The organism is Candidatus Methylomirabilota bacterium, from assembly GCA_035709005.1.
Classification (GTDB): domain Bacteria; phylum Methylomirabilota; class Methylomirabilia; order Rokubacteriales; family CSP1-6; genus 40CM-4-69-5.
Genome location: DASTFB010000047.1, coordinates 1 through 20177 on the forward strand (window position 1 = coordinate 1; position 20177 = coordinate 20177).

At 69.9% G+C, this 20177-nt stretch carries 22 protein-coding genes; 8 read left to right on the forward strand and 14 right to left on the reverse strand.

Annotated features, from left to right (window positions below):
* The 4 genes from VFR64_06770 to VFR64_06785 form a co-directional block, all read left to right on the forward strand.
* Positions 1 to 152 (forward strand): sugar transferase (locus VFR64_06770; protein HET9489437.1); only part of this gene is annotated, 152 nt, incomplete at its 5' end.
* 174 nt (positions 153 to 326) lie between these two features.
* On the forward strand, positions 327 to 596 hold the full coding sequence (locus VFR64_06775) for a type II toxin-antitoxin system prevent-host-death family antitoxin (GenBank protein ID HET9489438.1): 270 nt from the start codon (positions 327 to 329) through the stop codon (positions 594 to 596).
* Positions 593 to 1015, forward strand: a complete 423-nt coding sequence (locus tag VFR64_06780; protein HET9489439.1) for a type II toxin-antitoxin system VapC family toxin — start codon at positions 593 to 595, stop codon at positions 1013 to 1015. Before VFR64_06775 ends, VFR64_06780 begins: the two co-directional genes overlap by 4 nt.
* Positions 1012 to 2340 (forward strand): O-antigen ligase family protein, encoded by a 1329-nt coding sequence (locus tag VFR64_06785; protein ID HET9489440.1) that lies wholly within the window; start codon positions 1012 to 1014, stop codon positions 2338 to 2340. The genes VFR64_06780 and VFR64_06785 overlap by 4 nt, the downstream gene beginning before the upstream one ends.
* Here VFR64_06785 and VFR64_06790 read toward each other — a convergent pair.
* The 12 genes from VFR64_06790 to mltG all read right to left on the reverse strand — a co-directional run bounded on the left by VFR64_06790 (position 2334) and on the right by mltG (position 12214).
* On the reverse strand, positions 2334 to 3035 hold the full coding sequence (locus tag VFR64_06790) for a hypothetical protein (protein ID HET9489441.1): 702 nt from the start codon (positions 3033 to 3035) through the stop codon (positions 2334 to 2336). The two genes, VFR64_06785 and VFR64_06790, sit on opposite strands and share 7 nt — an antisense overlap.
* Positions 3032 to 3547 carry a sigma-70 family RNA polymerase sigma factor gene (locus tag VFR64_06795; protein ID HET9489442.1) on the reverse strand — a complete coding sequence of 172 codons (516 nt, stop codon included), beginning with the start codon at positions 3545 to 3547 and terminating at the stop codon, positions 3032 to 3034. The genes VFR64_06790 and VFR64_06795 overlap by 4 nt, the downstream gene beginning before the upstream one ends.
* Before the next feature lie 7 nt (positions 3548 to 3554).
* Complete coding sequence (folK, locus tag VFR64_06800) at positions 3555 to 4103, reverse strand: 2-amino-4-hydroxy-6-hydroxymethyldihydropteridine diphosphokinase (GenBank protein HET9489443.1); 549 nt, start codon at positions 4101 to 4103, stop codon at positions 3555 to 3557.
* Positions 4103 to 4465: a dihydroneopterin aldolase gene (folB, locus tag VFR64_06805; GenBank protein HET9489444.1), complete on the reverse strand. Its 363-nt coding sequence runs from the start codon at positions 4463 to 4465 to the stop codon at positions 4103 to 4105. Before folB ends, folK begins: the two co-directional genes overlap by 1 nt.
* Positions 4462 to 5220, reverse strand: coding sequence for a fumarylacetoacetate hydrolase family protein (locus VFR64_06810; protein HET9489445.1), 759 nt, complete (start codon positions 5218 to 5220; stop codon positions 4462 to 4464). The genes folB and VFR64_06810 overlap by 4 nt, the downstream gene beginning before the upstream one ends.
* Before the next feature lie 17 nt (positions 5221 to 5237).
* Complete coding sequence (dapB, locus tag VFR64_06815; GenBank protein ID HET9489446.1) at positions 5238 to 6080, reverse strand: 4-hydroxy-tetrahydrodipicolinate reductase; 843 nt, start codon at positions 6078 to 6080, stop codon at positions 5238 to 5240.
* An 8-nt stretch (positions 6081 to 6088) separates the two neighbouring features.
* Positions 6089 to 6976: a 4-hydroxy-tetrahydrodipicolinate synthase gene (dapA, locus tag VFR64_06820; protein HET9489447.1), complete on the reverse strand. Its 888-nt coding sequence runs from the start codon at positions 6974 to 6976 to the stop codon at positions 6089 to 6091.
* Complete coding sequence (lysA, locus tag VFR64_06825; protein HET9489448.1) at positions 6973 to 8223, reverse strand: diaminopimelate decarboxylase; 1251 nt, start codon at positions 8221 to 8223, stop codon at positions 6973 to 6975. The genes dapA and lysA overlap by 4 nt, the downstream gene beginning before the upstream one ends.
* Before the next feature lie 138 nt (positions 8224 to 8361).
* Entirely contained in the window at positions 8362 to 8625 is a 264-nt protein-coding gene (locus tag VFR64_06830) for a hypothetical protein (GenBank protein ID HET9489449.1), read from the reverse strand.
* 91 nt (positions 8626 to 8716) lie between these two features.
* Positions 8717 to 9787, reverse strand: a complete 1071-nt coding sequence (locus VFR64_06835; GenBank protein HET9489450.1) for a hypothetical protein — start codon at positions 9785 to 9787, stop codon at positions 8717 to 8719.
* Positions 9784 to 11163 carry an argininosuccinate lyase gene (argH, locus tag VFR64_06840; GenBank protein ID HET9489451.1) on the reverse strand — a complete coding sequence of 460 codons (1380 nt, stop codon included), beginning with the start codon at positions 11161 to 11163 and terminating at the stop codon, positions 9784 to 9786. The genes VFR64_06835 and argH overlap by 4 nt, the downstream gene beginning before the upstream one ends.
* A gap of 55 nt (positions 11164 to 11218) precedes the next feature.
* A complete protein-coding gene (mltG, locus tag VFR64_06845) occupies positions 11219 to 12214 on the reverse strand; it encodes an endolytic transglycosylase MltG (GenBank protein HET9489452.1) in 996 nt (331 codons plus the stop codon).
* A gap of 97 nt (positions 12215 to 12311) precedes the next feature.
* On the opposite strand from mltG, the gene VFR64_06850 reads away from it, so the two are divergent.
* The 4 genes from VFR64_06850 to VFR64_06865 all read left to right on the forward strand — a co-directional run bounded on the left by VFR64_06850 (position 12312) and on the right by VFR64_06865 (position 17836).
* Positions 12312 to 13304 carry a DNA-directed RNA polymerase subunit alpha gene (locus VFR64_06850; protein HET9489453.1) on the forward strand — a complete coding sequence of 331 codons (993 nt, stop codon included), beginning with the start codon at positions 12312 to 12314 and terminating at the stop codon, positions 13302 to 13304.
* Between the two features lie 9 nt (positions 13305 to 13313).
* Positions 13314 to 14663: a UbiD family decarboxylase gene (locus VFR64_06855; protein HET9489454.1), complete on the forward strand. Its 1350-nt coding sequence runs from the start codon at positions 13314 to 13316 to the stop codon at positions 14661 to 14663.
* A gap of 62 nt (positions 14664 to 14725) precedes the next feature.
* Entirely contained in the window at positions 14726 to 14854 is a 129-nt protein-coding gene (locus tag VFR64_06860) for a hypothetical protein (protein HET9489455.1), read from the forward strand.
* Between the two features lie 15 nt (positions 14855 to 14869).
* Entirely contained in the window at positions 14870 to 17836 is a 2967-nt protein-coding gene (locus VFR64_06865) for an ATP-binding protein (protein ID HET9489456.1), read from the forward strand.
* 21 nt (positions 17837 to 17857) lie between these two features.
* On the opposite strand, the gene VFR64_06870 is transcribed toward VFR64_06865, so the two are convergent.
* Positions 17858 to 18877 (reverse strand): TRAP transporter substrate-binding protein, encoded by a 1020-nt coding sequence (locus VFR64_06870; GenBank protein ID HET9489457.1) that lies wholly within the window; start codon positions 18875 to 18877, stop codon positions 17858 to 17860.
* 31 nt (positions 18878 to 18908) lie between these two features.
* On the reverse strand, positions 18909 to 20171 hold the full coding sequence (locus VFR64_06875) for a TRAP transporter large permease (protein ID HET9489458.1): 1263 nt from the start codon (positions 20169 to 20171) through the stop codon (positions 18909 to 18911).
* Between the last annotated feature and the right edge of the window lie 6 nt (positions 20172 to 20177).

The window sequence follows — 20177 nt, forward strand, 5'->3', positions numbered from 1 at the left end:
GCTGGGCGCAGATCAACGGGTGGCGCGGCAACACCTCGCTGGAGAAGCGCCTGGAGTACGACCTCTACTACATCGAGCGCTGGTCCCTGGCCTTCGACCTCAGGATTCTCGTCCAGACACTCTGGCGGGCCTTCGGCAAGAACGCCTACTGAGCAAGCGGCCATCCTTGCGCCGGGGCCTGCCGTCGCCGAGGTCGGGCGGTCCTCACGGGGCCTGCCGCGACGCTCATGGAGAGGCAGGGCCTGGAACACATTGACCCGAAATCCGAACGTGACTAGTATGGTCACATCGAGATGACGGGAGAAGCCATGCAGAGGAGCGCGGCGGTGGCCAGGCTGAAGGCGGCGCTGAGCGAATACCTCGCCCGGGTGAAGGCGGGTGAGGAGGTGATCGTGACCGAGCGGGGGCGTCCGATCGCCAAGATTGTCCCCCTGTCCCACGATGCCGCAGCCGGCCTCGCCGAGCTGGCCCGAGCCGGGCTCATCCGCATCGGCTCGGGGCGGCTGCCCCGGGGCTTCTGGAGGCTGCCCAGACCTGCCACGACGCGCGGTGCGGGCGTCAAGGCGCTCCTCGACGAGCGCCGGGACGCTCGGTGAAGTTCTGGGACGCCTCGGCCATCGTCCCTCTGTGTCTCAGAGAGCCGACGAGCCCGCGCGTCCGACGTGTCGCCGAGCAAGATGGAGCGCTCGTGGTCTGGTGGGGGACGCCCGTGGAGTGTTACTCGGCTTTCGCTCGCCTTCGGCGTGACGGTGTCCTCTCGCGGGCAGGCGAGGATCAGGCGCGGCATGTCCTGAGCCAGCTCGCCGAGGAGTGGACCGAAGTGGAGCCTAGCCGAGAAGTAAGAGAGAATGCCGGCCGGGTTCTCCTGCTGCATCTGCTCCGTCCCCCGGATTCCCTCCAGCTGGCCGCGGCCCTGCTCTGGACGCACGGCCGGTCAGCCGGCCATGACATGGTCTGCCTGGACGAGAGATTGCGGGAAGCCGCGACGCGCGAGGGCTTCACCGTCCTGCCTTGAGGGATCCTCGGCCGCTCCTGCTAGGCGCCTTCGGGCTCGGGCTGGGGCTGTCGATCACGCTGGCCCAGGCGGCGCTGGCCCTCCTCGCGATACGGCTGATTTGGCGCGTAGCCACCGGCCGGGTCGGCATGCAATGGCCGTTGGCCTGGGCCTTCGGGGCGTGGATCCTGACCTCGCTGCTGGCCGCCGCGTTGTCCCCGCGTCCGCTGGAAAGCCTGACCGACGTCCGGAGCCTGCTGCTGATCGCCGGCTTCTACGTCGTGCTGGACGCCCTGCGCGACGCCTCCGACGCGGAGCGCTGGTGGTCACGCCTGCTCGCCGCGATGGGAATCCTCGGCATCCTCGGCGTGCTCCAGGTCGGCCTCTGCCCCTGGCTGGCGCCGCTCGAGCCGGTCCTGGGTCGCGTCGCCCGCAAGTGCCATCGCGCCCACGCCTTCTACAGCATCTACATGACCTTCGCCGGCGTGCTCAGCCTCGTGTTGCTGACCCTGCTGCCGTCGCTGATCGCCGGTGGCCCGCGATGGCGCCTGGCCGCCTGGCTGGGCGGCGTGGCGGGCCTGGTCGCGACGTTCGTGCGCGGGGCCTGGGTGGGATTCGTGGCCGGGGTAGGAACGCTGCTCATGGTGACGCCACGTCGCCGGCTCCTCGTCTCCGGAGCCCTGCTCGTCCTCGTCGCGGCGATCTTGCTGGTGCCGGCGGCCCGCCGGCGGGCCGAGAGCATCGTCGACCCGAGGGACCCGACGGCCCGTGAGCGCTGGGCGATGTGGGGCAGCGCCATCGCCATGGCCGGCGATCACCCGCTCACCGGCGTCGGACCGGCCCAGCTCAAGCGCGTGTACCCCTCGTATGCGGCCGCCGAGTTCCGTGACAGGTCTCGGGGCCACGTGCACAACACGCCGCTTCAGATCCTCGCCGAGCGCGGCCTCGTGGGGCTCGCGGCCTGGCTGGTCCTGTTCGGCGCGTTCTTTATCCGGGCCGAGCGCATCCGGCGCGCCCTGCCGGCAACGGCGTCGCGAGAGCGAGCACTGGTGGCCGGTAGCCTGGTGGCGATCACGGGCTTCCTGGTCGGCGGGCTCACCGAGTACAACTTCGGCGACTCCGAGGTGGCGCTCATGGCCTACCTGGTGATGGCTCTGCCCTTCGTCGTGGAGCGCTCGTCCAGGCGCGACCCGGCTGAGCCGGGGCGCGCCGAGCGGTGGGGGGGCCATTTCGGGCCCCCCCCATGTCCGCCGACGAAAAATCGAGGAGCAGCACGGCTACGCCGGGATGCTCCGAGCGCGGGGGGATATGGGGGGCCATTTCGGGGCCCCCCATGTATTCAATAGGCGCGAACGGGCTCGGTGGCCGTGCGCAGGCGGACGAAATAGTCCTTGAAGCGATCGTGGTCGGCCTGCGAAACCATGTCGGAGATGATGAAGCAGGCCAGGTCGCGCTGCTTCCACAGCCACACCGAGTAGCCGTGCTCGTGAAGCAGCGCCGGCCGCCAGCGATCCACCTTCTGGCGCTGACGCTCGGGGGTGACGAGGTTGGGCGCGGGCAGGACGATGTAGCTCACCCGGCGGCCATCCGCGTCCAGGTAGTGCACCGCCAGCCCTCGCCGCTGCTCGAGGTAGACGGGCTCGGCCTCCAGCAGCGTGAGGCGATCGTCGCCCGAGAAGACGCTGGAGAGCCCGATGCCGGTCTCCTCGGCGAGCCACGGCAGCGCGGTGGGGATCACGTCGGCCCGCCGCGCCCCCCACATGACCGCCCGCTCGTGCTCCGAGACCACCGCCTGCGTCAAGCGCTGGACCGGATCGGCCGGCGCGCTCCTGGGCAGCAGCGGGACGAACAACAGACCCATGAGCAGCGCGGTGGCCGCCGCCGAGAGCACGGGGGCCACCCACCAGGAGCGGGCGGGGGCCGGCGTGGGCCCGGCCAGGATGGCGCTTCGCAGATGCGACGGCGCCGCGTGGCGCGGCAGTTCCGTGGCCAGCCGCCGTCCCAGCACGTCGTCCGACAGATCGGGGAACTGCTCGCTCATGGTGACTGGTAATCCCGCAGCAGCGTGCGCAGCCGCTCCTTGGCCCGGAAGATCCGAGACTTCACCGTGCCCACCGGGCACGCCATGACGAAGGCCACTTCCTCCAGCGGCAAGCCTTCCACCTCGGCGAGCAGGAGCACGGTCCGGAACTCTTCCGGGAGTCTCCGCAGGGCTCGTTCGAGGTCGGTGTGAGCCTCGAGCACTCCGGGGTCGTCGTCGGGGGCCTCGTGGAACATGGGCGTGTCCCACTCGGGAACGCCGTCCTCCGCCAGCGGCGCCTCCCGTTCGCGCAGCCGGTAAAACGTCAAGAATGTGTTCCTCAGGATCTGAAACAGCCAGGCCCGCAGATGAGTTCCCGGCTGGTAGCGGTGGGAGAAGCGCAGGGCCCTGAGGTAGGTCTCTTGCACCAGATCCTCGGCCTCGGTCGGCTTGCGCGTGAGGTAAACGGCAAAATTGAACAGGGCATCGAGGTGCTGCAAGGTCTCGCGCCGGAAGTCGTCGCTGGCGGTCACGTCGCGCTCAGTCCTCGAACCAGCGGGCCGGGTACTCGCCGCGCTGAACGTCGTGCTCGTCCTCGACCTCGGCCAGCAGCTCGCGCACCGTGCGGTACAGCGTGGGATGTTCGAGCTCCGGCGCCAGCTCGAGGAGGGGACGCAGGACGAACGCCCGCTCGTGCAACAGCAGATGCGGGATCTGCAGCTGGTCGGGCACGCTGACCACGCGATCGCCGTAGAAGAGGATGTCGATGTCCACCGGCCGCGGCACGAAGCGGGCGGCCTCCGGTGTGCCGGGCCCGCGCTGGCGGCCCAAAGCGGCCTCGACCTGCTGCAGTCGTTCCAGCAGCTCCCCCGGCGCCAGCGGCGTTTCGATGGCGACGGCGCAATTGAGAAACCACCGGCGCCGGTTCAGCGGTTCCCCGGGCTCGCTCTCCCAGGGCTCGGTCTCGTAGAGGTGCGAGGCGGCCAGGAAGTCGACCTCCGCCATGTTCCGCAGCCGAGCCACGGCCGCCCGCAGCAAGGCCAGACGGTCTCCCAGGTTCGAGCCGAGCGAGAGATAGACGCGGGCCATCAGCGCCGGCGGGTGAGCCGCACGCCCGGCGTCCCCACCAGGCCCTCCAGGGGGGCGGTGAGCTTGCGGACGCGGACGGTGACCTCCCGCGTCGGAAACTCGCGCAGGAGCGCCTCGGCGATGAGCCCGGCCAGGCGCTCGAGGAGGTTGACCCGCTGCCGGGTCCCGATCTCGACGATCCGGTGTGCGACCTGCCCGTAGTCGATGGTGGCCCCGAGATCGTCCGAGAGAGCCGCCGGCGCCAGGTCCATGGCCAGCTCCGCGTCCACCGAGAACCAGGCGCCCACCGCCTGCTCGGCCTTGCTGATGCCGTGCTGACCGTAGAACCGGACGTCGTCCAGAAGCACCCGGTCGCCGGTCATACCTTCACCACGGTGTTGGCGAGGGTGCCGATGCCCTCGATGCGGACCTCGACCCGGTCGGCCGGCGCCAGCGGGCCGACGCCGGCCGGCGTCCCCGAGGCGATGACGTCACCCGGCAGGAGGGTCATGATCTCCGACACGCGCGTCACCAGCTCTTCGACGGGGAAGATGAGCTCGGCAGTGCTCGCCGCGTGCCGGCGCTCGCCGTTGACCCACGTCTCGATCGTGACAGCGTTGGGATCGATGTCGGTGGCGATGCACGGGCCGATGGGACAAAACGTGTCGAAGGCCTTGGATCGGCCGGGAACGTGATCCTTCTCCTGGAGATCCCGGGCCGTGACGTCGTTGAGGCACGTATAGCCGAGCACGTGCTCCCGCGCACGGGCCCGCGCCACGTTGCGACAGCGTCGCCGCATCACGATGGCCAGCTCCGCCTCGGCCTCCAGCCGACCGCTCAACGACGGGTGCACGATCGGGTCGTCAGGCCCTATCAGCGCGCTCACCGGCTTGAGCGTGATGAGCGGGTCGCTGGGAACGGGCATGCCGAGCTCGGCCGCATGCTCCCGGTAACTGGGCCCGACCAGCACGATCTTGGACGGGAGCACCGGGGCCAGAAGCACGACCTGCCGCACCGGGTGACGCTGCCGCCCGCGGCGGAACCCGCTGAAGGGCGTGCCCGAATACTCGACGACCTGCATACCGTCCAGGACCCCGTAGCGGGTCCTATCGCTGATGCGGAAACGGACGATGCGCATGGCTACACCACTCCGGCTCAGAGCCCGAGCACGTCCTGCATGGAATACAGGCCCGGGGGACGTCCCGCCACGAAGCGCACCGCCCGCAGGGCGCCGCGGGCGAAGGTGTCGCGGCTATGGGCGCGGTGGGTCAGCTCCAGGCGTTCGCCCAGCGTGCCGAACGAGACCGTGTGCTCCCCGACCACGTCGCCCGAGCGCAGCGAGAAGACGCCGATCTCCTTGGGCGTACGCTCGCCGGGCATGCCCTGGCGCCCGTGCACGGCGGTGCTGGCGAGGTCCCGCCCCAGGGCCTCGGCGACGACCTCGCCCATCCGCTGTGCCGTCCCGCTGGGCGCGTCCTTCTTGTAGCGATGGTGGATCTCGGTGATCTCGACGTCGTAGTCGTCGCCCAGGGCCCGGGCCATGAGGGCCAGCGCCTTGAGGGCCACCGTCACCCCGACCGAGAAGTTGGGCGCCAGGACGATGGCCGTCCGCCGGGCCAGGCCGGTGATCTCGTCGCGCTGAGCCCCGCTCAGCCCGGTGGTGCCCACGACGGCCCGGGCGCCGGCGTTCGCGGCCAGGCGCAGGTGCGCCAGCGTGGCCTCGGGCGCGGTGAACTCCACGATCACCCGGTCCGGACCGAGCGCGGCGCCGGCATCGCTCGTGAGAGCGACCCCCAGCCGACTCACCCCGGCCACCTCGCCGGCATCCCGGTCCAGCGCGGCGTGTCCGGGGGCCTCCAGCGCCCCCACCAGCCGCAGACCATCGGTGTCGGCGAGACAGGCGACCAGGCGGGATCCCATCCGGCCGGCGGCGCCGGCCACGACGACATCGATCGTCGGGACGCCGCGGCGTCCGGCGGGCGGTGCGGCATCGGCCATGACGCTGGCTACTTCACCAGGCCGTACGGCTTGAGGATGGCGCGCAGGCGCTCCCGGTTGGCGTCGCTCATCCGGCACATGGGCAGGCGAAACTCGGGCTCGATCATCCCGGCCATGGCCATCGCCTCCTTGATCGGGATGGGGTTGGTCTCGATGAATGCCGCCCGCGCCAGCGGGAAGAGCTTGTAGTGCAGGTCGCGCGCCCGCTTCCAGTCGCCGTCCAGCGCGGCGTGGGTCATCTCCGACGTCTCCCGGGGCACGATGTTGGCGATGACCGAGATGACGCCGCGGCCGCCGACCGCCATGAGGGGCAGCGTCAGGTTGTCGTCGCCGGAGAGCACGATGAACTCGGGGCCGCAGGCGGCGACGACCTGACTCATCTGATCCAGCGAGCCGGACGCCTCCTTGACGCCGACGATGTTCCGGCACTCGCGGGCCAGACGGGCCAGCGTGTCGGTCTCCACATTCACCGCCGTCCGGCTCTGGATGTTGTAGACGAAGATCGGGATGGCGACGGCTTCGGCAACCGCGCGGAAGTGCCGGTAGAGACCCTCCTGGGTGGGCTTGTTGTAGTAGGGATTCACGACCAGGGCGGCGCTGGCGCCCGCCCGCTCGGCGTGCCGGGTCAGCTCGATGGTGTGAGCCGTGGAGTTGGTGCCGGTGCCGGCGATGATGGGCACGCGTCCCGCCGCCGCCTCGATGGCGATCTCGACCACGCGCCGGTGCTCGTCATGGCTCAACGCCGGCGACTCTCCGGTCGTCCCGCACGGCACGATGCCGTCGGTGCCGTGCTCGATGTGGAAGGCCACCAGCTCGCGCAGCTTCGCCTCGTCGACCTTGCCGTTGCGGAAGGGGGTCACCAGCGCGACGTTCGAACCCTGGAACGCCTGGCTCATAGTACGGTCTCCCCCGCCACCAGATCCTCGTAGCTCTCCCGGCGGCGTACGATGGTGTAGCGGCTGCCGTCGACGAGCACCTCGGCAGCCCGTGGTCGGGCGTTGTAGTTCGAGGCCATGACGAATCCGTAGGCTCCGGCGCTCATCACGGCGAGCAGATCGCCTTCCGCGGCGCGGGGCAGGGCGCGGGCCTTGGCCAGGAAGTCGCCGGACTCGCAGATGGGGCCCACCACGTCCACCGTCTCGGCGGGACGCCCGGCAGCCGCCTCGTCCACGTGCCGGATCTCGTGGTACGCGTCGTAGAAGGCCGGCCGGATCAGGTCGTTCATGGCCGCATCCACGACGACGAAGCGCTTGGCCCCGGTGTCCTTGCCGTAGAGCACACGGGTGAGTAGCACGCCCGCGTTGCCCACGATCGAGCGGCCGGGCTCCAGGATCAACGTCACTCCCAGCTCGCGCAGGAGAGGCTCCAGCACCGCCGCGTACTCCTCCTGGCTGGGCGGCCGCTCGTCTCGATAACGGATGCCCAGCCCGCCCCCCACGTCCATCAGGCGGATCTCGATCCCCCGCTCCCGCAGCGACTTGACCAGCGCGGCGAGCCGGGCGCCGGCGTCGGCGAACGGGCCGGTCTTCGTGAGCTGAGAGCCGATGTGCATCTGCACGCCGACCACGTCGAGCCCGCGCAAGCCGGCCGCCAGCTCGTAGGCGGCCAGCGCCTGGTCGATGGGAATGCCGAACTTGGCCGTCTTGAGCCCGGTGGCGATGTAGGGATGGGTCTGCGGGTCGACGTCGGGATTCACCCGCAGCGAGACGGGAGCCCGCGTGCCCATCCCCCGCGCGACCTCGTCGAGCGCGCGCAGCTCGCTCTGCGACTCCACGGTGAACAGCATGATGTCCGCCTTGAGAGCCTCCCGCATCTCTTCCCGGGTCTTGCCGATCCCGGAAAACACGATACGCCTGGGCGGGACGCCGGCCCGCAGGGCCCGGAAGAGCTCTCCCCCGCTGACGATGTCGGCGCCGGCGCCGGCCTTGGCCAGCGTGGAGAGCACGCCGAGGTTGGCGTTGGCCTTGACGGAGTAACAGACCAGATGCGGGATGCTCCGGAAGGCCCGGCCATAGGCGACCAGCGGCTCGAGCAGCCCGGCTTTGGAATACACGTAGGTGGGAGTGCCGACGGCGTCGGCCAGCGTACGCAGCGACACCGACTCGCAGGAGAGATCGCCGTGGCGATACGCAAAGTGATCCATCTACGCGCGCGACCGACGTTTCGTGACCGTAGCACCCGGCCGTCGGTGTGTCAAGGTAAGCGCGCCCGGGAGCGAGCCGGGAGCGACTCGCCGCCCGCGCGGGCAGCTCGCCCGTGCGGGCGGGCCTCCTGCCGGTGGCTACTTCTTCTTCAGGGTGATTCCGGCGGCCTTGGCGGCCGCTTCGGCCTTGGCCTCCGACTCGGCGTGGTTGCCGTCCTTGTGCAGCTTTTCCGCTTCGGCAGCCAGGCCGAGCGCTGCGTACTTGGCGTTGTCGAACCGGTTGCCGACACCATCGCGGACTTGCTTGATGAGGGCAGGGCACTGCGAGGCGAGCGTGGGACCCGCCATGAAGGCGACGATCGCCAGGCTGAGGACACCGAGTCTGATCACGCGTCCGGTCATGCCAGTTCCTCCTCGGGTGGGAGACAGTGACAAGCGCCCCTCTTCTAATGGCCGCCGCCTCCGTTGTCAAGCGAATGCCGGCGCCGCGACGTCACCGACGCGGGGTCGAGACGGTGACCGTGACGACGTTGGAGCGGGCGCTCTCGTTGGGCCGCGCCCCCGAGTCCAGCGCCGTTACGGCATAGCGGTACGTTCCCGGCGGCACGCCGGCATCGACCAGGGCGGTTCGGGTGGCAGGCGTCGAGCCGACCTGGGTGAACGACTGGCCGGCCCGGGCCCGGTAGACGACGTAGCTGGCCACGTCGGCGTCGGGACTCGGCCTCCAGCTCAGACGCACGCTGTCACCGGCCGGGACGGCGACCAGATCGTCCGGAGGAGCCGGCGGCGTCATGTCGCGCGGTGTCGCTTCCGCCGGCGGCGTCGGCGCCCCGCGGGCGAGCGTGGCGGCATCCTGACGCAGGGCCCGCACCTCGTAACGGTAGGTGCGGTCGTTCTCCACCGACCGGTCGACGAACGCCGTGGCCTCGGTCGGCTTCGGCGTCACGGCCTGGGCCGGAATCGTGGCGCCTTCGGCGCGGAGCACCTCGTAGGTGATGCGCCCGGTCACCGGACTTCCATCGGCCAGACGCGACGGCGGCTCCCAGGCTAATCGTACCTCCCGCTCGCCCGCCCGGGCGGTCAGCCCGCGCGGCGCCTCGGGGGCGGCGATCAGGACGACGCTGACGCGAGGCGACGGCGGGCTCACGCGTCCCTGGGCGTCCTCGGTGAGGACCACATAGCTGTAGCGCCGTCCGGGGACCAGCCCCTGGCGGTCGTCGAGGCTCAGGCGCTGATCGCGTCCGGCCTCCCGGTCGACCAGCGGAATCGTGCTGATCTCGTCCCAGCCGGCGATTCGTCCACGGCGAAGAACCGCGGCCCGGGGTTGACCCAGGCCGTCGTCTCCGCTCCGGTAGACCCGGGCCGACGTCAGGTCGCGGAGCGCGGTGTTGTCGGCCCGCCGGCCGGGGTTCGTCCACGTCAGCACCACGCCGCCGTCCTCGACGACGGCCGTGAGGTCCGACACCGGCTGAGGCAGCCGGGTCTCGGGCGCCACCGGCGGACCCGTCTTGCCGCACGCCGCGGCCCCCACGGCAAGGAGCAGCGCGAGAGCGGCGGACTTCACCCGGCGTCGACGAGGGATCGAGCCAGGGTCAGCGCCCGCCGGACGGCTTCAGGGGCCGTTCCCCCGGTCACCGCGCGCGCGCGCAGGGCCGCATCGACCGAGAGCGCGGCGGCGACGTCGTCGGCGAAGCGGTCGGAAAAGCGACGCAACTCGTCGAGGCTCAGGGACGTCAGCGTCTTGCCGGCGGCCAGGGCGTGCCGTACGACACCGCCGACGATCTCATGGGCCTCGCGGAAGGGGACGCCCCGACGCACCAGGTAGTCGGCCAGGTCGGTGGCCGTGGCGAAGTGCTCGCCGGCCGCCAGCCGCATGCGCTCGGTTCGGAACGTGAGCGAGCGGAGCAATGGAGGCAGGACGGTGAAGATGGCCTCCAGCGTGTCGGCCGAGTCGAAGAGCGGCTCCTTGTCCTCCTGCATGTCGGAGTTGTAGGCGAGCGGCAAGCCCTTCATCGTGGTCAGGACGGCGACCAGATTGCCGGCCAGACGTCCGCTCTTGCCGCGGATCAGCTCCGCCACGTCGGGGTTCTTCTTCTGCGGCATGAGTGAGGAGCCGGTGGCGAAGGCGTCAGAGAACTCCACGAAGCCGAACTCTGCGGTGGCCCAGAGGGTGAGATCGGCGGCCAACCGCGACAGGTGCACGCCGGTGATGGCGGCCGCGGCCAGGAACTCCAGCACGTAGTCACGGTCGCTCACCGCGTCCAGGCTATTGGCGCTGACCGCCGCGAAGCCCAGATCGCGGGCCAGCGCCTCCCGATCGATGGCGAAGCCCGTGCCGGCCAGCGCCCCGCTGCCCAGCGGCATGACATCGGCTCGGCCACGGCAGGCCTGGAACCGCTCGCGGTCACGCTGGAGCATGAAGACATAGGCGAGCAGGTGATGGCCGAGGACGATCGGCTGGGCGCGCTGCAGGTGGGTGTAGCCGGGCATGGGGGCGTCCACGGCGCCCGCGGCGCGCTCCACGAGCGCGGCCTGAGTGTCGCGGAGCCCCTGGTCGACGTGGCCGGCGAGGTCTTTGAGATAGAGGCGCTCGTCCAGCGCGATCTGGTCGTTGCGCGAGCGCCCCGTATGGAGCTTGCCCCCGGCGGGGCCGATCAGCTCGCTCAGGCGTCGCTCGATGTTCATGTGGATGTCTTCGAGCTCGGGGCGGAAGGGAAACGTTCCGTCGGCGATCTCGCGGCCGATGGCGTCCAGTCCCGCCAGGATGGCGTCGCGCTCGGCGTCGGTGAGCAGGCCGGCTCGAGTCAGCGCCCGGGCCCAGGCCCGGCTGCCCTGCAGGTCGTACGCGGCGAGCCGGCGATCGAAGCCCAGTGAGGCGGTGAAGCGCTCGGCGGCCGGATCGGTCCCCCCGGACAGTCGTCCGGACCAGGCCTTCTTCAAGACACCGAGGCGAGAGCGGTCGTCGATGCTGCCATGCCGCGGAGTTATAGCACGATCAGCGGGCGCGGGTCAGACGGTAGCGGGCGACGGCGATATTGTGCTCCTCGACGGTGGCGGAGAAGTGGTGGCGCTGATCGTCCTTCTTCACGAAGTACAGATAGTTCACCGGCGCTGGATTCAGCGTGGCCGCGATGGCGTCGAGCCCGGGGCTGGCGATCGGGCCGGGCGGGAGGCCCGCGCGCTGGTAGGTGTTGTAGGGATGGTCCGTCTGCAGATCGACGCGCGTCAGGCCCCGGCGCTCCTTTCCCACCGCGTACTGCACGGTGGGATCGGCCTGCAGCGGCATGCCGAGCCGCAGGCGGTTCCAGAAGACGGCGGAGATGAGCGGCCGTTCTTCGGGGATCACGGCCTCCCGCTCCACGATCGAGGCCAGCGTGAGCAGCTCGTGGATCGTCAGGTGCCGGGCCGTGGCCTGCTCCCGCATCTCGGCGGTGAGCTTGCTCTGCATGCGCTGCACCATGCGGCCCAGCAGCTGCTCGGGCGTCATACCGCGCACGAAGTAGTACGTATCGGGAAAGAGGTAGCCTTCGGCGCTGGGCCCCCCGATCCCGTGGGCTCGAAGGAACGCGGGATCCGTCGCCGTTCGCATGACGTCCGCGGCGGGGGCCAGGCGTGCCGTCTCCAGCGCGCGGGCGAGCTCGGCCAGGGTGGCGCCTTCGGGATGGAGCACGGGGTGCTGGCGCACCCGGCCACCTTCGAGCAAGGCCAGCACGTCCAGGGTGGACGCCCCGCGGGGCACCTCGTACTCACCGGCCTTGAGCGACCGCACGCTGCCCCGGACCAGGCTCAAGGCCACGAAGCCGGCCCGGCTCCGGATGGCGCCGGAGGCGTGAAGCCGATCGGCGATTCCGAAGGCGCTTTCGTTGGCCGGGATGTCGACGATGAGGGCACCGGCGCGGAGCGGGGCGGGGGGCCTCACGATGGCCCAGGTTCCCCAGGCGACGGCCGCCGCCGCGAGGACGAGGAAGACGGCTGGCCTGCGAACGCTCACGACGGCTTCAAGTCTACACCACCGATGGCTGAAGGCCCGAGAAGTTGCTATATTAGGCGACCGGGGCTGCGCCCCGGAAATTCCCAAGGGGGTCTTCATGCTGGAGCTCGAGCTCCCCACCCGCCACGAGTGGACCGTCTCCGACCAGACCTACGGCAAGCTGCTGATCGAGCCGTTCGAGCCGGGGTTCGCCCTCACGGTGGGCAATGCGTACCGCCGGGTGCTCCTGGCCTCGATTCACGGGGCGGCACCGACCTGGGTGAAGATCGAGAACGTGTTGCACGAGTTCTCACACATGCAGGGGGTCATGGAGGACACGCTGGACATCCTCATGAACCTCCGCAAGGTGGTCTTCCGGCTGCACGTCAACCGCCCCAAGATTCTCCGACTCAAAGCCCAGGGCGTTGGGGTGGTCAAGGCCGCGGACTTCGAGGCCGACGCCGACGTGGAGATCCTCACGCCGGACGTGCCCCTGGCCACGCTGGACAAGGACGGCGTCCTGGAGATGGAGGTGTGCGTCGAGCGAGGCCGGGGCTGGGTTCCCGCCGAACGCCGGGAACCCGAGGCCTTGCCCATCAATGCCATCCTGCTCGATGCGGATTTCTCCGCGGTCAAGCGCGTCAACTTCCACGTGGAGCCGTCCAGCGGCGAGCGCGAGCGCCTCATCCTGGAGGTGTGGACCGACGGCAGCATCGCCCCGCAGGTGGCGGTCGGCGAGGCCTCCCGGCTCCTCGAGGACCACTTCGAGCTGCTGATGCACTTCCCGGCCGTGTCGCCGGAGGTCGAGGAAACCCAGCGGGATGAGACGGAGCCCCGGCCGGAGCTGAACGAGAACCTCTTCCGCAATGTGGACGAGCTGGAGCTCTCCGTCCGCGCGTCCAACTGTCTCAAGACCGCGAACATCCGGACGATCGCCGATCTGGTCCAGAAGAGCGAGAGCGAGCTGTTGAAGACGAAGAACTTCGGCAAGAAGTCGCTCAACGAGATCAAGACGATTCTCGGCGAGATGGGCCTGCATCTCGGCATGCGGCTGGATCCCGAGGAGCTGGAGCGGCTGCGGGCTCAATTCGAGCGCACGTACGAGACCTAGCGCCGGGCCATGAGCGCGGGGTTTCGAGACGTCCTCGCCCGGCTCGACGAGTCTGGTGAGCTGCTACGTCTCGAGAAGGCCGTCGATCCCCGTCACCTTTCGGCGCTGATGGCCCAGGCTCCCCAGGCCACGTTCTTCGAGCAAGTGGCCGGCTATCCCGACTGGCGGGCGGTCGGCGCCGTGCTCTCGACGCGGCGGCGGCTGGCCCTGGCCATGGGCTGTGCCGAATCGGACATCGCCACTCGCTTCGAGGAGGGCATCCGGCGCCCGAGGGAGGCGGTACGGGTCGACCGGGCTCCCTGTCAGGAGGTCGTGCTCACCGGCGAGGACGCCGACCTCACGCGGCTGCCCATCCCCATGATGCACGTCAAGGACGGCGGCCCCTACATCTCGGGCACGCTGGTGGTGTCCCGGGATCCTGAGTACGGTCGCAACGTGGGCTCCTACCGCATGATGTACCGCACCCCCCACGAGACCGGCATCGATCTCGTCTCGTCGTCCGACATGCGTGTGTACTATCAGCGGGCGCTCGACCAGGGCCGGCCGCTGGAGATCGCGGTGGCGGTGGGTGTGCACCCCTTCGAGCTGCTGGCCGCCTCCTACAAGGCCCCCATCGACGTCGACGAGTTCGCCATCGCCGGCGGGCTGCACGGCGCGCCGGTGGCGCTGGTACGGTGCAAGACGGTGGACCTCGAGGTTCCGGCCAGCGCCGAGCTGGTGCTGGAGGGGGAGCTCCTGCCCATCGGCTGGACAGCCGACGAGGGACCGTTCGGAGAGTTCAGTCACATCACGGGCGAGGTCAAGTGGAACCCGATCTTCCGGATCCGCGCCATCACCCACCGCCGGGATCCGATCTTCTACGTGCTCCAGATGCCGTGGGAGAACGACTGGCTGGCCGCCCCCGTGATCGAGGCGGCCGGACTCCAGGCGTTGCGGGTAGCTAGCGTGCAGCCCGTGGCCATCCGCGCCCCCGTCGGCGGATGCTGCTACTGGACGCTGATCGCCTCGATCAAGAAGCGCCCCGGAGAGGGCAAGAACGCGTTGCTGGCCCTGCTCTCGGTGGCCGAGGTGAAGCTGGCCATCGTGACCGACGACGACATCGACATCTCGAACCCCGACGAGCTGGACTGGGCCATGACGTTCCGCGTGCAGGCCGACCAGGACGTGCTCATCGTGCCGGGCGCCCGCGGCAAGCATATCGATCCCAGCGTGCGCGCCGGGCTGCTCGGCAAGGGTGGCCTTCCCACCACCGCCAAGCTCGGGATCGACGCCACCATCCCCGAAGGCGTGCCACCCTCCCACTACGAGCGGCTCCGCTACTTCGCCAGGGACGCGGTGCGTCTGGAGGACTATCGCTGAGCCCGCTGGCCCGGTCACTCGTCGAGGAGCTCGGGCGACGTCCCCGCCACTTCGGGGAGCTGGTGGAGGCGCATCTGGAGACGCCCTGGGCCGAGTTCCTACGCGCCTGGGGCGAGGTCCGCACCGCCGACGTGCTGGGGCGCGACGACACCGGCCGCTACGTGATCCGACAGGACGCCACCCGGGCCTGAGCCAGGGAGTTGTCGATGGATGCCGACCGGCCGCTGGCGCTCGGCGCTCTCAGTAATGCCTCCCTGTTCGAGAGCCTGGCGTTGCCGGCCTGGATCTTCGATCCCGCCTCATTGCGCATCATCGTAGCCAACGGGGCGGCAGCCCACCTCCTTGGATATTCGCGCGAGGAGCTCGCGTCGATCGCCATCACCGAGATCTGTGCGCTCGAGGATCGCTCGCGATTCCTGGAGACCGTGTCCAGGCAGGCGGGCGATACCACGGGCGTGTGGACCTGTACGACCCGGAACGGCACGGCCATGATTCTGGAGATGTTCGTGGGGGCGCTGGCGTTCGAGGGCTGCGAGGCGCGTCTGGTCCTGGCCCATGACGTCACCCGGGACCGGCGCGCCCAGGACGCGCTGCGGTCGCGGGAAGCGTTCCTCCAGTGCCTCATCGAGAGCAGCCCCGACTGCATCAACGTGCTCGATCTGGAGGGCCGCCTGCAGAGCATGAGCCACGGCGGCCAGCGCATCCTCGGCATCGACGATGTCCGCCCGTACATCGGGCGCTCGTGGCCGGACATGTTCCGCGAGGATGCGTCGGCGGCGCAGGCGGCGCTCGAGCGCGCCCGGCGCGGGGAGACTGCCAGGTTCGAGGGTCTCGCGCCCACGGTGGCCGGCGCGCCCCGGTGGTGGGAAACCATCATCGCGCCCATCCGTGACCCGGCTGGTGAAGAGCACCGGTTGCTGGCCGTGTCCCGGGACATCACCGAGCGGCGGCTCATGGAACAGGAGCGTGCGCAGCTCTATGCCGAGTCCCGCGAGACGCAGCAGCGCTTGCTGCGGCTCCATCTGCTGGGGCACGCGATCTCGGCCCCCTCCGAGCTGGGGGAGCTCCTGCCCCGGGTGGCGGCCCGGGTGATGGATGTGTTCGAGTGCGACGGCGCCGGTGTCCTCTTCGTCCGGCCTGGGGAGCACGAGCTCACGCTGCGGGACCCCCTCGACGATCGGGGGCGGGAGGTCCAGGTCCCGGCCGGCGCTGGCGTCGCCCGGATCACCGCCGAGCGCCGGCTGCTCCACATCCACGACCGCCACGATCTCGCCGCGCTCGAGCCCCTGATGACGCCGTCCGATATCGGCTCGCTCTGGGTCGCCCCCCTGTCCGTCGGCAGCGACGAGACCGGGATCATCTATCTCGGCTATCGCAAGCCTCGGGTGCTATCGCCGGAGGAACGGCTGATCTTGCGATTGTTCGCCGAGCGGGTGGGGGCGGCGATCGACAAGTCGCGTCTCTACACCGCGGCCCGGGCGTCGCAGGCCGAAGCCCAGGCCGCCGAGCGCCGGGCCCGCTTTCTGGCCGAGGCTGGCCGGGACCTGGCCGGGTCGCTCAATTACGCGGAGACCTTGCAGACCGTCGCCCGGCTGGCGGTGCCGTTCCTGGCCGACTACTGCTTCTTCGACGTCATCGAGCCCGGCTCGGGACTGCGCCGCGTCGCCTGGCAGCACGCCAACCCGGATCGGCAGGCGATGTTCGACGAGGTGGCTCTCTACATGCCGAGCCCTCCCTTCGCGCAGCACCCGGTCTCGCGCGTGGTGGCGTCGGGACAGTCCATCCTCGTTCCCGAGGTCACCGACGAGTGGCTGCAGGCGGCGGCGACCAGCCCTGACCACCTCGAGTTCATGCGAGCCCTGCAGGCGCGCTCGGTCCTCAGCGTGCCGCTGCGCGGCCACACGGGTCTCGTCGGGGTCCTCACGTGCGCCACGGCGGACTCGGACCGCCGGTACTCCATGGCGGATGTGCGGCTGGCCGAGGAGGTCGGCGTCCGAGCGGCCGTCGCCATCGAGAACGCCCGGCTCTACGAGGCGGCGGTGGCCGCCGAACGGGAGGCGGCCGCCGCCGACCGGGCCAAGGATCATTTCCTGGCCGTCCTCGGCCACGAGCTGCGCAACCCCCTGGCGCCCATCGTGCACGCCATCCACCTGCTCGACGAGATCGGCGCGCAAACGCCAGCAGCGGCGCGGCTTCGGGCGATCATCTCCCGGCAGGCCAGGCGTCTGACCGACCTGGTGAACGAGCTGCTGGACGTCTCGCGAATCCGTCTGGGCAAGGTTGCGCTCTCCCGCGAGGCGCTGGACTTCCGGGAACCGGTGCAGCGGGTCTTCGAGGCCGTCCAGACCTCGGAGCCGGCCCGGGGGCATGACCTCACCCTGGAGCTGCCGGGTGAGCCACTGGTCGTGGAAGGAGACCGCGTTCGGGTCGAGCAGGTCGTCGCCAACCTCCTCGACAACGCCCTGAAGTATAGCCCGGCCGGAGGCTCTGTCCGTGTGTCGGTCTGGCGTGAGGGTAGCCACGCGATGCTTTCCGTCCGGGACCGCGGGATCGGCATCCCGCCCGAGCTGCTGTCGACCATCTTCGAGTCGCTCGTCCAGGGCGAGACCAACGTCGAACAGTCCCGGCGGGGCCTGGGGCTCGGCCTGGCGGTGGTGCGCAGCCTGGTCGAGCTGCACAAAGGGGCGGTGTGGGCCATGAGCGAGGGCGCCGGCCTCGGCAGCGAGTTCATCGTGCGGCTGCCGCTCCTCGCCACGCTGGCGGCCGTGCGATCCGAGGCGGAGAGGGCACCTTGGGCGCCGACGCGCCTGAGCATTCTGCTGGTCGACAACGATCACGAGCGGCGCCGGGCGCTCCACGACGAGCTCACGGCCGCCGGTCACGCGGTGGCCGCCGTCGCCACCGCGCTCGAGGCCCTGAAGGCCCTGAAGTCGGTGGCGTTCGACGCGGCGCTGATCGACCTGGGCCTGCCCCTCATGGACGGCTGCGAGCTGGCCCGCCACCTCCGCCTGCTGGCCACCGGCTCGCGACTGCGGCTCGTCGCTCTAGCCGACCGCGATCAGCCCGACGAGCGGGATCGGGCGGAAGCGGCCGGCTTCAACGATTACCTGGCTCGGCCCATCGAGACCGTATCGCTCTTGCGGGTCCTGTCCCGGCGCGCTGGCCAGCCCTGACCGGCCGAGGCCCCCTGGTCGTTACCGCTTGGCCTTGGCGGTCTGCACCATGAGGTCGTACACCTCCTTGATCCGCGGCTGGGTCCTGACGACCTCGTCGCCCACGGTGGACAACCGCTTGATCATCTCGGCCTGATCGGCCGGCGGAAGCTTGATGAGCTCGCCGCCCTTGTCCCGCCAAGTGCGCCGGGCCTGTTCGTTGAACTCCACGGTCCAGTCGAGGCATTCCTTCTCGACGGCCCGGCCCTCCTCCAGAAGAATCTTCTGAAGATCGGGCGGCAGCTTGTCGTACCAGAGCTTCGAGACCAGCGCGATGGACGTCACCATGGCGTCGTGGGTCTCGGTCACGGTCTTGAGGATGTCGTAGTACTTGAAGGTGGTGAAGATGGTGATGCCGGTGCGGTTGCCGTCGATGGCTCCGCGCTGCAAGGCCGGGAAGACCTCGCTCAGCGGCATGGGCGCGGCCGTGGCGCCCAGCCGGGCGACGGCCAGGGTCTGCATCGGGGAGGCGAACACCCGGATCTTGAGCCCTTGGAAGTCGTCCAGTTTCCGGATCGGCCGCCGGGTGGCATACGAGGACGGACCATACACGATCATCGACACGCCCTTCATGCCCTTGGCCTCGCCCAGCCCCAGCACCGTCTCGCGGAATTTGGCGTCGCTCAGCACGCGATAGGTGTGCTCCATGTCGTGAAAGATCCCGGGGGCGCCCAGGGCCTGGAAGCGCACGTCGTGGCCGACCACGAACTCCGGCGGGCCGATCCAGGCCTCCAGCGTGCCGAGCTGGAGCCCTTCGATCATGCGGGGGATGGAACCGATCTGGCTGGCCGGGTAGATCTCCACCTTGATGCGTCCGCCCGAGCGCTTCTCGACGCGGGCGCCCCAGCGCTTCTGCCACTCGTGCTGGACGTCGTTGATGGTGGCGTTGCCGATCTTGAGGGTGTAGGTCTGGGCGGCCGCCGGCGGGACCGCCGGAGCCATCAGCACGGCGGCAGCCAGGAGAGCCAGCGTCCCACTTCTCCGAACGAGTCGTCTTTGCATGTCGGTCCTCCTCTGCTCTCGGGCCTCGCCGTCAGTGCACGAAGCGTGTCAGCGAGAGCGACAACCACGGCACATAGGTGATGATGGCCAGGGCCACCACCTGGATGACGATGAACGGCGCCAGGCCGCGGGCGATCTGCACCATGGGGGCCTTGAACAGGGCCTGGCTCACGAACAGGTTCAACCCGAAGGGCGGCGTGAACATCCCGATCGAGAGGTTCACGGTGAGGATGATGCCGAAGTGGACGAGGTCCACCCCCATGGTCCGCACGATCGGGACGAGCAGGGGGGTGAGGATGAGCGTCGCCGACGTCGGGTCGATCAGGCAACCGACGATCATCAGGAAGACGTTGAGGGCCGCCAGCATCAGCCAGGCGGGCAGGTGGAGCGCCTCGATCACCGCCACGGTGGCCTGAGGCACGCCGCTGATGGTCAACAGCCAGGAGAAGACGCCGGAAGCGGCCACGATGATCATGATCTGCGCGGTCAGGAACATCGAGTTGCCCGCGAGGTCCCACAGGCGGGCCCAGGTGACGTCCCGGTAGATGTAGCGGGTGACCACGATCCCGTAGACGCTGGCGATCCCGGCCGCCTCGGTCGGCGTACAGATGCCGGTGTAGATGCTGCCCAGGATGACGACCGGGGCTCCCAACGCCCACAGCCCCTGGCGGGTGGCGCGGGCGAACGGCCTCCAGCGGAAGGGCTCCACGCGCTCGAACGGGCGCCCCCGCGCGTAGAAGACGATGTAGACCGCGGTGAGAAGGCCGATGAGAAGCCCGGGAAGGACGCCGCCGATGAACAGAGCCGCCACCGACTGCTCGGCCGCGGTCCCGTAAAGGATCATGAGGATGCTGGGCGGGATGATGCTGGCGATGGCGCCCGACGAGGTGACGAGCCCCAGCGCGAACTTCTCCTCGTAGCCGTTGGCCCGCAGGGCCGGGTACATGATCCGGCCCACCGCGGCCAGGGTGGCCGGGCTCGACCCCGAGATCGCCCCGAAGAACTCGCAGGTGCCGACGGTGGTGAGGGCCAGGCTGCCCCGCACGCCGCCGAAGATGGACTGGACCCAGCGGATGAGTCGCGCGGAGATCCCGCCCTGCCCCATGACCTCCCCGGCGAAGATGAAGAAGGGCACGGCCAGCAGCGCGAAGCTGTCGATGCTGCCGAACATGGTCTGGGGAATCACCGTGAAGGGGACGTCCAGAAAGAAGACCAGCAGGACGATCACCGTGACCAGCAGGATCAAGAAGACGGGCACGCCGAGGGCCAGCAGGGTGAAGGGGATCAGCGCCATGGCCCA

Bases quoted from the DNA above. Each gene is read 5' to 3' on its own strand.
- VFR64_06865 (HET9489456.1), top strand. From the start codon at position 14,870: ATGGATGCCGACCGGCCGCTGGCGCTCGGCGCTCTCAGTAATGCCTCC.
- VFR64_06850 (HET9489453.1), top strand. From the start codon at position 12,312: ATGCTGGAGCTCGAGCTCCCCACCCGCCACGAGTGGACCGTCTCCGAC.
- VFR64_06790 (HET9489441.1), bottom strand. From the start codon at position 3,035: ATGAGCGAGCAGTTCCCCGATCTGTCGGACGACGTGCTGGGACGGCGG.
- dapA (HET9489447.1), bottom strand. From the start codon at position 6,976: ATGAGCCAGGCGTTCCAGGGTTCGAACGTCGCGCTGGTGACCCCCTTC.
- VFR64_06855 (HET9489454.1), top strand. From the start codon at position 13,314: ATGAGCGCGGGGTTTCGAGACGTCCTCGCCCGGCTCGACGAGTCTGGT.
- VFR64_06875 (HET9489458.1), bottom strand. From the start codon at position 20,171: ATGGCGCTGATCCCCTTCACCCTGCTGGCCCTCGGCGTGCCCGTCTTC.
- VFR64_06870 (HET9489457.1), bottom strand. From the start codon at position 18,877: ATGCAAAGACGACTCGTTCGGAGAAGTGGGACGCTGGCTCTCCTGGCT.
- folB (HET9489444.1), bottom strand. From the start codon at position 4,465: ATGACCGGCGACCGGGTGCTTCTGGACGACGTCCGGTTCTACGGTCAG.
- dapB (HET9489446.1), bottom strand. From the start codon at position 6,080: ATGGCCGATGCCGCACCGCCCGCCGGACGCCGCGGCGTCCCGACGATC.
- VFR64_06830 (HET9489449.1), bottom strand. From the start codon at position 8,625: ATGACCGGACGCGTGATCAGACTCGGTGTCCTCAGCCTGGCGATCGTC.
- lysA (HET9489448.1), bottom strand. From the start codon at position 8,223: ATGGATCACTTTGCGTATCGCCACGGCGATCTCTCCTGCGAGTCGGTG.
- VFR64_06810 (HET9489445.1), bottom strand. From the start codon at position 5,220: ATGCGCATCGTCCGTTTCCGCATCAGCGATAGGACCCGCTACGGGGTC.
- folK (HET9489443.1), bottom strand. From the start codon at position 4,103: ATGGCCCGCGTCTATCTCTCGCTCGGCTCGAACCTGGGAGACCGTCTG.